Here is a 13,621-nt window from a genome sequence, read left to right on the forward strand (position 1 = left end):
ACGGTATTTCTTTAAAAAGTGTTCAAATGCAAGGTGAATGTTTAAGGTTCACCTTTTTGTTTTTTACACTACACTTAATTATGGAGCATCACGATACAGAGGAACACATGGGTGGGATGGTTTAACAAAATACAGCGAATGACTGTTGTGCTGTTGTGTATTTGTGTTAACGCGCATGCTGCTCAAAAGGTACATATTTACTTAGATGACCAACTAGATTTTGAGCTTTTTAGTAACCCACAAAGCAAACCAGTAAATATTGCTGGGGCGACTAATAGACTCGTATTTACAAATTTAGGTCCAGACACAAAAGTTGTGTTCGCTAAAGCAAGCTTAAATCGTACTATTAAGCTAATGGAGAACGCAGACTACCCCGCTTGTACTGTTAATAAAATAAGTACAACCCATCGCAAGTCCAAATTTCTATTTAGTCTACCAGTTAATTTTTATTGGTCACATAAACTCTACACGTACAATAATAATATTCCTAATATGGGTGCGGCGCTTAATCACAAAGGCGAGATAAAGTCTCTTCCCGAATTATTTAAGGCTTTTCGGAATAAGGTAATTGTAATCGCAGATAATTTTTCATATGGAGATTTTTTAGATCAACAGTTGAAAGAAGTAGACCGTCACAACTTAGTTGTTAGAGGCGGGAGCGATCACTACGAAACAGTCCATAGAATGTTTATTTTAGGGCGAGTTGATTTCCTGTTGAGCTACCCTGCTGAATTTCATAGATATAGCAATAACGAAGAGTTACCCGTTAAGTCATATCATATTGCTGGTGCGCCCAAAGTTGTGATTGGGCACATCATGTGTAACAACAACGTACAGAGCAAAAAGTTTATTGCTCGAGTCAACGAAGTTTTAATGAACCTTTATTTGGGGCAAGAATTTGTAGAAGCGCACACAGACTTTTTACCTGCGAGTGAACACAATGCTCTAGCCGCGTATATTAAGTCGTATTATCACAAAACAGTCATAAAAAGTGACAGTTAAGTGGCGAATGATGTGAAGCCCCTTTTTACGTTGGAATAATGGAACTACAGCTTATATTATGAAGCGTTTAACTTGTATACAATATTCGAGTATAGACAGATTGTAACAGTCAACTTTGCACTATTCATTTAGATGTAAATAAAACATTGTTCTCATTGCCGCCATGACATAGTATTAAACGAGTTGTTTATAGATAGCATTACAATATGGAACTTGTTAGACCTTTAGAACCAATCCTCATCATCGATGACGTTGAAGAAGTACGAAGCTACTTAATCGAAATTTTAGAAAACCTTGGTTTCGAAGAAATATACGAATCAAAAGACTTTTCTTCCGCCAAACCCCTACTCCAGTCAAAAGCACCTAATGTATTGTTTTTAGACATAGAGTTGCCAGACACTGATGGCACGCAAATTTTGGAGTATGTAAATGATAAGTACCCTAACACTCACGTAATAATGTGCTCAGGTCACAACAGCCTTGAAAACGTGCAAAACACATGGGAACTCGGAGCGAAGGGATTTATAGCTAAACCGTTTAATGCTAAAAAAGTAGATACGGTTATGAAAAGATTAGAAATGATTGCATGAACCAAACTTCCCAAAACATTATATCAAAACTATCTGAGCTTATTCTTGGTAAGGACGAACAGCTAAAACTAGCGTTGTGTTGTTTATTAAGTAAAGGACACTTGTTGATAGAAGACTTGCCTGGTATGGGGAAAACCACTTTATCTCACGGCCTTGCGAATGTACTTGGATTGAGCTATCAGCGTGTCCAATTTACCAGTGATTTACTCCCAGCAGATATAACCGGCTCAAGTATTTTTAATACCCAAACGCATAGTTTTGATTTTCATTCTGGCCCTATATTTAGCCAAGTATTGCTCGCTGACGAAATCAACCGAGCTAGTCCTAAAACTCAAAGCGCGCTTTTAGAAGCTATGGAGGAAGGACAAGTAACTGTTGATGGCACCACGCACACCTTACCAGAACCGTTTTTTGTAATCGCAACGCAAAATCCGCTTCATCAATCTGGAACGCACCCTCTTCCCGAGTCTCAGTTGGACAGATTCTTTATTCGGATCAGTCTTGGTTACCCAGACACAGAAGCAGAAAAAAGCTTAATTATGTCAGGCAATGACCGTGCCTTTAAGCTAGAAGACCTCAGTCTTGCGCTGTCGTCAGAAGAGCTTTCAGAGTTACAAAAACAGGTCATGTCTATCAAACTTTCAGAACCTGTTGTTCAATACATTATCGATTTAGTTAGTTTTACTAGAGATTCAGGCGAATTTGGAGATCCACTTTCTCCAAGAGCAAGCATTGCTCTCGGGTTAGCGGCCAGAGCATACGCGTTAATCTCCGGTCGGGATTTTGTATTGCCAGATGATATTCAGGCAGTATTTGGGCCAGTAGCAGGACATCGACTCAATGTTCCCTGTAATGAGCAGATCTCCGTTGTTGAGAGCATATTTAATCGAGTTCCGGTACCTATGTGATGATATCGGGCGCATATAAAGGCTGGCTAAATAATATTATTGCGAAGAAGCACTCTAGTAATAGTATTACTTTTAGCCACGACAATATCTATGTTGTCCCATCTAAAAGCGGATTTTTGTTTCTTTTCTTTGCGCTTTTGAATTTTGTGATTGGGATCAACTATCAAAATAACCTAATTCTGGGCGTATCTTATTTGATGCTGATGTTACAAATATCAGCACTGTTCTATGGGTACATGAACTTACACGGTCTTCGAATCGAGTTATTGGATATAACGAGCAATTTTGCAGGGCAGCACAATCAAGCTAAATTTCGAATAACACCTTCTTCAGATGTATTCTCGCTCAACATATATCACTCTGAGTTTTTGAAGTTGGAGTTTCAAAACAAGCATTTTAGTACCAAAGCCCACAATCAAGTCATTAAACTTCTTATGGATAAAAGAGGCAAGTACCAGAGCGGCAAATTCAAAATACAGAGCAGCTATCCTTTTGGACTTGTGAATGTTTGGAGCTATTTACTCCCCGATAAAGTTTTTTATGTGTACCCAGCACCAATAAAATGCGAATTAGAGATCCAAAGTACCTTAGAAGCAGACACAGATACAGGAGTTAAGTCAAATCGCACAGACAGCTTTGAAGATTTTAGTAGTCTCTCTAAATATCAAAAAGGGATGAGTAAAAACCGTATATCATGGAGACACTTTGCAAAGAGCCAAGAGCTACTAGTCAAAGACTATGAAGGCGAAGAGCAATCGATAAGTCATGTGCTGGATTTTCATAAAGTCGAAGGCTCGAAAGAGACAAAGCTATCAAAATTAAGCTATCAAGTAATTGAAGCTGATAAGCAAGGCCATGAATTCGCATTACGTCTTCCCGCTATATATATAAAAATGGGTAGCGGAGATGTGCATGTGAAGGCATGTTTGGAGGCTTTAAGTGAATGCTAATTTATTAGTTGAACGTAATACACTGATTACCTCCCTTATCTATTGCGCAATCTCACTGTTACTATTTCAAAGTTTGGGTTATGTGTTTTGCGTATCAATTGTGCTTGTCACAATATTCAAACTCAGTACGACAATGGGAGCGGTTAAAAACCCATCCAAGCTGGTGGTCAACCTATTAGCAGTGACTGTGATTGTTGTCGTGTTTCTCTCTTTGGGTTTTAAAAACACGATCGAAATGTTTGTTGCCATGTTGATTGGTGCGTGTGCTTTAAAAATGTTGCAAGTGAGTACAGCTAAGCAAGCAACTTCGGCTTATATACTCAATTTTTTTACTTACCCTTGCTTTTATCTTTTTTCGCAAAACATTCTAGCGTTTACGTTTGTGGCAGCGTTGTTGTTATTTAATCTCTCACAACTTTTCAGTGTGTCTCACAATCTGCCTATAAAGGTTGCCTACAAAAATTCGCTGAAAAAATTCATATTTAGTTTGCCATTGGCTGTTGCAATGGTGCTTCTGGTCCCTAAGCTACCGCCCTTTTGGCAACTGCCTAATGCAAAGTCAGCGAACACTGGTTTGTCTGAGGATGTAGACCCTTTCGAAATAACTGAACTTTCCCGCTCTTCTGAACTAGCATTTCGTGCGCTGTTACCTACCGCAGAGATGTTCCAGCCTCCCTTTTATTGGCGCGCCATAGTACATGACCAGTTTGATGGCAAAAAGTGGCAAATGTCGAGGTTACAAGGCGTTGGGTTGCAAAGGACTTATCAGCCAATGGGGCCTACTTATTCGGTAATCGCAGAACCATCAAATACGAGGTGGCTTTTTACATTAGGCGACGGTGTGCCCGCTAGCAAAGGTATGAATGTAAATAACTTTGGTACGATTTTCCAAAAAAAGCTCTCTAACAAAGCTGTGCAGTATGAGGTTTCCCCAGTTGATTTAGATGACGCTCGCTTAACACGCTGGGAGTATGGAATTAACACGCAGCTCCCACAAGGGTTTAATCCGCGGGCTTCGGCATTGGCAAGCAAGTGGAATTCTGAGACAAATAGCACTCAAGAGTTTATCACTAAAATGAAAGCATTCTTTGTCGAAGGTGATTTTACATATAGCCTTACGCCACCAGCAATTTCTGAAAAGCACAATGTCGATGAGTTTTTATTTTCTACACAGGCTGGGTTTTGCGGTCACTACGCTTCAGCGGCAGCTTTTTTGATGCGAAATGCAGGGATCCCAACGCGTTTGGTTTCGGGTTACCTAGGGGGAGAATATAATCAACAAAGCAATTACTACGCAGTTTATCAATATGATGCTCACGCTTGGGTAGAATATTATGTGCCTCAACTAGGTTGGCTCAGATTAGATCCAACCGCATGGGTTGCGCCAAATCGAATGTTCGGTTCATTGTCTGATTTAGCTCAGCTAGAGCAACAATTTAAAGATAACTTAGGGATAAGCTTAGCGTCATTTTCTAATATCAGAGCTATAAATTGGTTACGCTTGCAATTGGAGCAACTTGATTTTCACTGGACAAGGTGGGTACTCAATTTTGACGGCAAGAAGCAATCGTCTCTACTAAAAGCGTTGTTTGGCAATAAACACAACTTTTTACCAGCGCTTTCTGTGATTTTGATACTTATAACGGTCTTTGGCGGTTGGTTTGCGTATTTAAACTTTAGGAACTGGCAAAAACAACCAAAAGAAATCCGACTCTATAATAGGCTGTTAGATTTTGGTAAGGTACAATCTGGCAGTTTAACGCCGAAGCAAGCAATTGAATTGCTCAAGCAGAAATTCCCTCGAGCACAAAGCGAGTTAGACGAGTTTTATGAATTGTTTGAGTTGGCTAGATATAACACCTTAAGGCTCTCTAATGAGCAATATAAAAGGCTTGGTCTATTAAATAAACGAATAATAAAAAAGGCAAAAATAAAATAATATGAATGCTGTAGTTGTTGGGGTCATTTTAATGCTTGGCCTATCCCTTTTTAGAGTGAACGTAATTGTCGCAATGACCCTGAGTGCTTTGGCTGCGGGCCTCACCGCTGGCCTTGGTTTAGAGAATACCTTAAATGCATTTAATGATGGGCTATCTGGCGGTGCTCAAATTGCCCTGAGTTATGCAATGCTTGGTGCATTTGCTGTTGCCATTTCAAAATCGGGTTTAACATTAATACTCGCCAGTAAATTACTAGGTTTAGTCAACAGTAAAAACAAAGACTCAGCAAACTATTTGAGTATGCTAATTTTGGTCGTGATCATGGGATGTGCAATTGCTTCTCAAAATCTAGTGCCTGTGCATATTGCTTTCATACCTATTCTTATTCCGCCATTAATCGTTATTTTTAATAAGCTTAAAATGGATCGGCGGGCAATTGCATGTGTGCTTACTTTTGGTCTAGCAACATCTTATATGGTACTACCTTACGGATTTGGTGGTATTTATTTGTATTCCATTCTACATAAAAACTTAACGGATAATGGCTTGGAGATAGTTAACACTGCAGTTCCATATGCGATGATTATTCCGGCGCTTGGTATGCTCGTTGGATTGGTTATTGCTGTATTTATTAGTTATCGTAAACCCAGAATGTATCAAGGTGAAGCACGTGCTGATGAACAAGTGAATATCAAAGTTGAAGATCAAAAGAAGGTGCTTATTGGTGGTGTTATTGCCATTATTTGCTCGTTGTTGGCACAAAATGTAAGTGGCTCAATGATACTTGGTGGCCTAGTTGGCGTGATGATGTTTGCGATGTTCGGGCTTATTAAATGGGACCAAAGCTCTGATGTTTTCACCAAGGGTGTAGCGATGATGGCGATGATAGGATTTATCATGATCTCTGCTCAGGGATTTGCCTCTGTGATGAAAGAGACCGGAGATGTTGCATCCTTGGTAGCAGCATGTGCGGATGTTATAGGCGATAGTAAGCCTATCGCGGCAGCTGTTATATTAATTGTCGGGTTACTCATCACAATGGGCATTGGGAGTTCATTTTCGACTGTGCCAATTATCGCCACTTTGTTTGTGCCGCTCTCGCTAGAAGTCGGTTTTTCAGCCATGGCAACGGTAGCATTAGTCGGCACGGCAGGGGCTTTAGGCGATGCCGGTTCACCTGCTTCTGACTCAACGCTAGGACCGACCTCTGGTCTGAACACAGATGGTCAGCACGATCATATTTGGGACTCAGTCGTACCAACATTTATTCACTTTAACATTCCGCTGCTTATATTTGGCTGGATAGCAGCAATGGTATTGTAATAGGAGCCCGTAAGGGCTCTTTCTTTTATTCTACTTTTTACCCTCTTTGCTGTTTTTAAACTAAAAATCACGCTTCTCATATTGCTTTGCAATATGCAACTAGACGCACCATAAAATACAAAAAAAACATAAAAAACAACCCACTATGAATTGGCATACATAATGCTCAGTTGGCTTAGGTAAATTTGAATCTAGGGTGACTATATGAACGTTGTTTTTATTGGCGCAGGCCAACAGATGCTACAAATAATGAAAAAATTGAAACCGTTGTGCCAAACCATGAGTGCCATTTGTGCTACTCCAGAAGCGAGTTTTGATATTGACAACAAATGCGCGTTGCTTTCATATGCGCAATTAGAAACGCTGCAAAATATGAGTTTGTCACTATGTTCTAATAAGGAGCGAGCAGAGGAAAGGCATACAGCAAACCTAGAGCTATTGTCACTTATGTGCAATACGCCATCAGAAGCCATCAGCATTTATAGCAAGTCGATTAACAGCAACAGTTGTATATACCCGATGTCTGACTATGCAACTGATTTGGTCGCTATAACTCAATGTGGAAGTACAGTTGTAGGCACTAAAAATATTGATGCACTCGCTGACTTTCCTCATGAAGTATTTTTGTCAAAAGAAGTGCCTTCACCATCCGGTGCAATTGAGGTCATAGCGAAAGCTGACCTTTTAATATTTGGTCCATGTAACCCAGTCACAGACTTACTTCCACTATTACTAATACCGGACATTAAAAATGCAGTTTTAGAAACATCGGCAAGTCGTTTGCTAATAGACACTCCCATTGTTGGAAGTTTACTGCTAAAAGGCTGCAGTGCCTCACGGTATTTGGAGTGGATGAAGTCACAAATTGGATATCAATTTTTTGATATTGCCATTTCGAATCAATTTACCGATATACTCAGCTTTCACTATAGAGAGAGTAAGTCAAACTCTCCAAAGGATATAGGCACTAACAACACGCTAGATATGATGGACGAGTTGTTCAAAGTGCCCACAATTGCAACCTTGAATGCTGTTAAGCAATCAGGAATTAATCTAGCTAACTAATATTCATTGGCACAATGAGTTATGGTGCGTGCGTGTGCGGTTGTCGAATTAGGCAACCGCTTTTTTAGTAATTTACTGTGCATGTTGCGACGTTATCTTGATTACAATAATGGAAATCAAGGTAGTAAGTGTTTTTTTGGGGTTTTTCTCCCGATTTAACATAACGGTATAGAAGTTCAGCACTCAACCTGCCCATTTCATGTGGGTTTTGTCCTATGTTAATACTCGAAAGACCGTTGCTAAGAGCTTTGAGCTGAATTTGCTCGGTGTCTGCGGAGATGATTGTGATATCCCCTTCTTGAATACGCTTTTTGTACGACAGCAATTTGCTCGTGTAGTCTGTGTTAAATTGGGCAAAGCCGGCAACAGCGATAAATATTGGGGGGTGTTTATAGTCAAGTATCGTCAGCAATTGGTTGAGTGAGTCATCTCTTCTACCCATGGTGTAAAGGGGGCATCGATCATATTCTATCCAACCGGTGCTACCATTTAATTTAGTTACACTACCATCAGACAATGCATGCCTCACGCCCTCAATACGCTTATTTAAATTTGGTGTCGTTTGATGCCCCGATTGGATACAGATTGGCTGTGGGTCCAATTTTTTGTACTTTTTGGCGGCTTGCCCTAAAGCATTACCAAAATCAAAATTATTGGTGCCGACATAAGTAAGACGATACGTTTTATGTTGCTCAAGTAAATCTGAGTCGAATGTAATGACGGGGATGCCCTTTTCTTTCGCAAGTTGTAAGGCGCCAGAGACTAAAAATCGAGAGTCGGTCGTTGATATCAACAGGCCATCAATTCCTTTGTTTATGTACTCTTTTACAATGAGAACTTGAGTTCTTACATCCTGATAATCATCTGCTCCATCATAGATACAGGTTAAGTCAGAAATAGTACGCGAAAAGGCTTGGCATCCTTTAAAGGACTGTTCATAAAACGAGTCGTTTTTGGTTTTACCTATGAGTGCGAATGATAGTTTTGCACTTGTGCTTGTACTAAATGCTAAAGTCGCGAGTACACACCATTTAAGCAGATGCATTAACCTAAATTTCAAAGCTAAGTCCTTGACAAATTTGCCATAAGCTTGCGTCATACTTAATGAGTTTAACGCTTTTTGGGACTAAGGCAATTAAAACCAGTGTTTATATTCGCCTAATCGACTCATGCAGTTTTTAGTAACCTACAATGTAGTGATGAGTTATAGCTAACCTATTCACTATTTACTCTGGTATGTTTTTTCTTCTCTATGACTAGTTCTATTATAGCGATATGTCTGTTCATTTTAGTCGCGAGTATATGGCTAAATGCGCCAAAAAAATACAATATAGGTATGGCATAAGCAATCGACAAAACCCAATCAAGTTCAATCTCATTAAGCTTATCCAGTGAAATCAATAGGGCTAATACACCAGGTGCAAAACCAACTCGCTCTATTGAGCCAACTAATAATGCTGTGCGCTTTTCAAAAGCGGTTTTTTCAGCTTTTACCTCGAGCAAAGTAAATTCGAGATCGTCCAAACTCTTGGAGTGTAAAAAGCCCATATATTTCTTGTCAAAGCAGTCATTCATTTTTGCGTTGTTATACAGTACCGCCAAAGGGTTTTTTATACTGTCTTTAATTTCCTTTCTGCGAAGAAAAAACACAACTGCAGGATGAATGATGATGCCAATGTAGCCGAGCATCAGAAGTATTAAAGAGGTAAGCTTAAATGGCTCTAGCTGAGTCAGTTGCCATAAAAAAGCCACAATTATCGCGACAATGATGCTAGTTAGATAGGTAAAATATACCTTTATTTCAAATTGGTTAGGTAAATTTGAGTGTGTGTTGTGATTAATATTCTCTTTTCTGCTGAGGCCTTTCAATGCTCGGTATATAGAGTCAGACATTTTCACTCCTTGATATGAAATAGCCCTCCTTAGCTCTCCAAATATTGTATCGGTCATGCTTCTAACCGAGCAGGCTTATTTGGGCATTTACATTATTGTAGCCCAAAATTTCCGTTACAAAGCTTGAATGTATTGGGATAGAGCACGGGCCTGATGCTTTACGTTGTAATGTTTTTCAGCATACTTTCTTGCATTCTCCCCAAGCAAGTGTTGGTTGTAGGGGCCCAACTTCAAAAAAGCTAATAGCATATTCTTGAGCGCATCCACACTTCCTGGTGGGCACCTCATACCAGTACCTAGACTAGTTAGCTCATCACATGTAGTAATATTAGATGTCAATATGGGTAAGCTGCATGCCATTGCCTCTTTAATATAATTAATGTTTTGTACGTCAGGGATAGCATTGTCTGAATCATAAGGTGTGATCATGGCATTGTATTTAGGAAGGTTTTGCAAGAGCCATTTTCTTGATTTGTCACCTAAAAAGTGCACTCTTTGATTCAGTCGTAATCTAATTAAGTCGTTAACTAGCTTTTTTTTAATAGGCCCCGAGCCGATGATGTCTAATTGAATTTCTGCTCTAGAGGGTAGTGCTGCTAAAGCTTTTAACAAGTTTTCTAATCCAGCGCCTTCAACAATATTGCCCACAAATATTAGTTTAACTGAGCTTTTGTTCTTGATGGCTGTTTTGTATTGTGACAAATCTAGGCCACGTTTCAACACGAACGCGTTTTGTTCTTTACTTGGCTTATATTTTTCTAATTCGAGCAAAGACAGATTACATGTTTCAGAGATCCATTTAGACAACTTCCCCCTGCTACTCCCGTTGTAAAAATTGGAAATAGACGCGCCTACACAGGCGGCGCTAGCTAGGCTGACGGGGTACATGGTTTCTTTGAAACCGAAATGAATATGCTCGATGTTTAACGCTTTCAATACTTGAGCGAGTTTCAGCCCCTTTGTGACTAAAGTATACAAATTTCCAGCTTTATATTTATACCAAATCGAAAAGCATTTTAATAAACTGTTGAAGTTTATGGCAATACTAAATAGTCCGAGGACACCCTCTGGTTCTAAATATTTGATAGATACATTAGGTTTTAGGTTTCTAACATTTTTATATTTTACATGGCTGATAATTGTTACTTTATGCCCAACATCAGCCAGCGCATTTGCTTCGCTTATAAGAATTGCGACTTCTTGAAGGTCCTTACTGTCTGTATACATCGCGATGTGTTTCATAAAAGTGAGCTCCTGTATTAACTACATTGAGCTACTCAAGAAATGTACCATTTTTCTTTTTTAAATTAATCAGAGGCTTACTTTAAGATTAAAGTCGTATTAGGGGCTGTATTGCACTTTGCAATGCATTTTAGTTTTTAAATTGATTAAAAGCAGATTGTAGCCACACATGGTTATCTTTTTGATTTTCTAGTATCTATCGCCATTGGGATAAACCTAATACCACAAAATTGATCTTCTGGCTCTGTAGCCGAAAAGCCCTGCTTTTTATAAAAGTGCTGAGCGTTAATTGAGGAGCGAAGCGAAATTTGCCTTGCGGAGGTTTGTGCTAACATTTTTTCTAGCAATATTTTTCCTAGTCCCTGTCCTTGAACTTCCTTAGCGACAAAAAGGTGGGTAATGTAGTTTTTCTCTCGTATGGCAGCAAAGCCCACAATAAGATTTCCTTCTACTGCGACAAATGTATCAAAGAGGACAGTATTTAATGTAGTTTCAATATCAGGAATTACTCTTCTCATATATTCTTGCTGTCCTGAACTGTCAAAATGTGGCAGTACATCTGCAACAGATACCTGAGAAACAAGCTTGGTTATTTGGTCGATGTCATTTTGGTTTGCCAGTCTAATATCCATTTAACTTCCTTTTACTACGGTATAGCTATGATTAATCAATACGGCTTGTCATAAAAATATATGTGAAACGTCGCTCCGCCAATGTCGTTCTTGCACTCTACATCGATCCGAGCATTGTGTGCAAGAACCACTTCATTGACAATCGCAAGGCCTAGCCCACTTCCAGTTAAAGTTGATTGCTCTTTGCGCCAAAAGCGCTCAAAAAGTTTAACTCTATCTTCTTCATTGATACCTGGGCCTGAGTCTTTAACTGATATTCTGTCTTTTGCCACTTCTACAATAACCTGTGCGCCTTCCTCAGCATGTTTTAGCGCATTTTCTAGCAGGTTCTTAAGCATAATAATAAGTGCTGCTTGATCGCCAATAACTTCAGCGTCTTTATCCAACTCTTCGAGAGCCAGATCCTTTTTATAGGTTAACGTTAGTGGACCAAGCAGCATACAAACGTCTTTTGCTACGTCGGAGATATTGACCGGCTTGTGCAAATAACTGTTTTGATTTTGAGCACGGGATAGATCGAGCAATTGTTCAACGACGCGCGTCATATAGTTGATGTCCCCCATTAACTCGCAACCTATTTTGTCTGGCAAATTGGCAAGTTCTAGACGGGTTCGCAGCACAGCTAGCGGTGTTTTTAATTCGTGAGCGGCGTTAGCGACAAATCGTTTTTGTTCGTTGAAACCTGTCTCAACTCGGTCCATTGCCTCATTGAGTGCGTTAACGAGCGGGAGCATTTCACTGGGCACGCCTGTTTCATCAAGCCGCCTGTCGAGCTGAGATGGCTCGATATTATCTAGTTGAGAAGCAACGTTATTGACAGGCTTCACCACGGCTTTAATCGAGATGTAGCCTACAAGAATAAAAATGAGAAACGCCGAAACCATGGTGAGTGTTAGCACTTGACCTAGCATGGGTAACACTGCTTCATTGGCTAGTTCACCAATCATATCATCGCGGGCAAGGTCAACGTATAGCACTGTACCATCAATGTCGGCGGTAAGACGATATCTATCAATTCCATTTAAGAAAGAGTAGCCCTGAGGCATGTCTTTAGGTAGTGCCAATAGCGCCGCAGATGTTGCTCTGTGCGGGTTTGAAGTGAGTAAAACTTCACCTGACACGCTGTCCGTTACTTTGAAAGCAAGGTTATTGAATAGTGCGTCATACCCCCACTTCTTTGCCATATTTGTCGCAGAATAGTTAAGCTTGCCTTGTTCGTCAAAATGTAAAGTGTCTGGGATATCCTCGGCCATTCCATGCATGCTTTTCTCAACGGCTATATTTGCAAAATTGATTGAGAATAAAAATAAGATACCCGCTATCAGTGCAAATACACCGCAGCCTAAAAAGGTAAACAATGCGAATAGCTTACGCGCGAGGGAGTTTTTATTGGTGAGGCTAGCATTGTTCATGACAAAATATACCCTATCCCACGAATTGTTTTAATCTCAGTATTGGCGCCTGCTTGCTCTAACTTTTTTCGGATCCTATGCATCGCAACTTGTATTGCGTTGTCGGTAACTTCAAAGCCCAATGCGTAAATTGCGTCATAGATAGCTTCTTTGCTTACAGTTAAGCTTGCGTGTCTTATCATGTACTCTAAAATCGCGACTTCTGTTTTACCCATATTGATATTTTCGTCGTCCACTAGCACACGACGAGATTTTGTATCCAGTGCGATATTACCGCGAGAGAGTAAGTTGCCAGAATACTCAACCGGACGTCTTAAAATTGCTCTTAATCGTGCTTTTAATTCCTCTATCGCAAAGGGTTTATTAAGGTAATCATCTGCACCCAAATCCAACCCTTTGATTCTATCTTCTACGCCCCCGCGAGCTGTCAAAATTAATATTGGGATCGGGTTATCTTTTGCTCTTAATGCTCTAATGATGTCAATACCATCAATATCCGGTAACCCTAAATCGAGTATCATTGCATCGTATTGCCACCCTTCTAGTAATGTTTGCATTTGCTGAGCACTGTGAGCAATATCAGCCGCATGGCCGTCTTGTAAAATCGCTTGTTGAATGAATTGTGCAAGTTGATTGTTATCTTCAGTGATTAAAATACGCATAA

The 13,621-nt window shown here is 39.9% G+C and carries 13 protein-coding genes; 7 read left to right on the plus strand and 6 right to left on the minus strand.

The window, feature by feature from the left end:
• The first annotated feature begins 111 nt into the window (after positions 1–111).
• The 7 genes from N475_RS14465 to N475_RS14495 all read left to right on the plus strand — a co-directional run bounded on the left by N475_RS14465 (position 112) and on the right by N475_RS14495 (position 7,778).
• Positions 112–1,002 (plus strand): hypothetical protein, encoded by an 891-nt coding sequence (locus N475_RS14465; RefSeq protein WP_081216093.1) that lies wholly within the window; start codon positions 112–114, stop codon positions 1,000–1,002.
• A gap of 206 nt (positions 1,003–1,208) precedes the next feature.
• Positions 1,209–1,592: a response regulator gene (locus N475_RS14470; protein ID WP_063359116.1), complete on the plus strand. Its 384-nt coding sequence runs from the start codon at positions 1,209–1,211 to the stop codon at positions 1,590–1,592.
• Positions 1,589–2,500, plus strand: a complete 912-nt coding sequence (locus N475_RS14475) for an AAA family ATPase (RefSeq protein WP_063365481.1) — start codon at positions 1,589–1,591, stop codon at positions 2,498–2,500. The genes N475_RS14470 and N475_RS14475 overlap by 4 nt, the downstream gene beginning before the upstream one ends.
• Positions 2,500–3,450, plus strand: a complete 951-nt coding sequence (locus N475_RS14480) for a DUF58 domain-containing protein (RefSeq protein WP_063359118.1) — start codon at positions 2,500–2,502, stop codon at positions 3,448–3,450. Before N475_RS14475 ends, N475_RS14480 begins: the two co-directional genes overlap by 1 nt.
• A complete protein-coding gene (locus tag N475_RS14485) occupies positions 3,440–5,389 on the plus strand; it encodes a transglutaminase TgpA family protein (RefSeq protein ID WP_081232439.1) in 1,950 nt (649 codons plus the stop codon). The genes N475_RS14480 and N475_RS14485 overlap by 11 nt, the downstream gene beginning before the upstream one ends.
• Position 5,390: 1 nt before the next feature.
• The gene (locus tag N475_RS14490; protein WP_063365482.1) at positions 5,391–6,713 is read left to right on the plus strand and encodes a Na+/H+ antiporter family protein; all 1,323 of its coding nucleotides are present in this window, start codon (positions 5,391–5,393) and stop codon (positions 6,711–6,713) included.
• Between the two features lie 204 nt (positions 6,714–6,917).
• The gene (locus N475_RS14495) at positions 6,918–7,778 is read left to right on the plus strand and encodes a 2-phospho-L-lactate transferase CofD family protein (RefSeq protein ID WP_063365483.1); all 861 of its coding nucleotides are present in this window, start codon (positions 6,918–6,920) and stop codon (positions 7,776–7,778) included.
• Positions 7,779–7,842: 64 nt separating this feature from the next.
• On the opposite strand, the gene N475_RS14500 is transcribed toward N475_RS14495, so the two are convergent.
• The 6 genes from N475_RS14500 to N475_RS14525 form a co-directional block, all read right to left on the minus strand.
• A complete protein-coding gene (locus tag N475_RS14500; RefSeq protein ID WP_227008509.1) occupies positions 7,843–8,838 on the minus strand; it encodes a substrate-binding domain-containing protein in 996 nt (331 codons plus the stop codon).
• Between the two features lie 155 nt (positions 8,839–8,993).
• Positions 8,994–9,671, minus strand: a complete 678-nt coding sequence (locus N475_RS14505) for a hypothetical protein (protein WP_063357565.1) — start codon at positions 9,669–9,671, stop codon at positions 8,994–8,996.
• Positions 9,672–9,785: 114 nt separating this feature from the next.
• Positions 9,786–10,913 carry a glycosyltransferase gene (locus tag N475_RS14510; RefSeq protein ID WP_063357566.1) on the minus strand — a complete coding sequence of 376 codons (1,128 nt, stop codon included), beginning with the start codon at positions 10,911–10,913 and terminating at the stop codon, positions 9,786–9,788.
• 173 nt (positions 10,914–11,086) lie between these two features.
• On the minus strand, positions 11,087–11,545 hold the full coding sequence (locus N475_RS14515; RefSeq protein ID WP_063357567.1) for a GNAT family N-acetyltransferase: 459 nt from the start codon (positions 11,543–11,545) through the stop codon (positions 11,087–11,089).
• Between the two features lie 35 nt (positions 11,546–11,580).
• Positions 11,581–12,957 carry a sensor histidine kinase gene (locus N475_RS14520; RefSeq protein WP_063365484.1) on the minus strand — a complete coding sequence of 459 codons (1,377 nt, stop codon included), beginning with the start codon at positions 12,955–12,957 and terminating at the stop codon, positions 11,581–11,583.
• The gene (locus N475_RS14525; protein ID WP_063365485.1) at positions 12,954–13,619 is read right to left on the minus strand and encodes a response regulator; all 666 of its coding nucleotides are present in this window, start codon (positions 13,617–13,619) and stop codon (positions 12,954–12,956) included. Before N475_RS14525 ends, N475_RS14520 begins: the two co-directional genes overlap by 4 nt.
• Positions 13,620–13,621 lie beyond the last annotated feature (2 nt).

It is taken from the genome of Pseudoalteromonas luteoviolacea DSM 6061 (genome assembly GCF_001625655.1).
In the GTDB taxonomy this organism is placed as follows: domain Bacteria; phylum Pseudomonadota; class Gammaproteobacteria; order Enterobacterales; family Alteromonadaceae; genus Pseudoalteromonas; species Pseudoalteromonas luteoviolacea.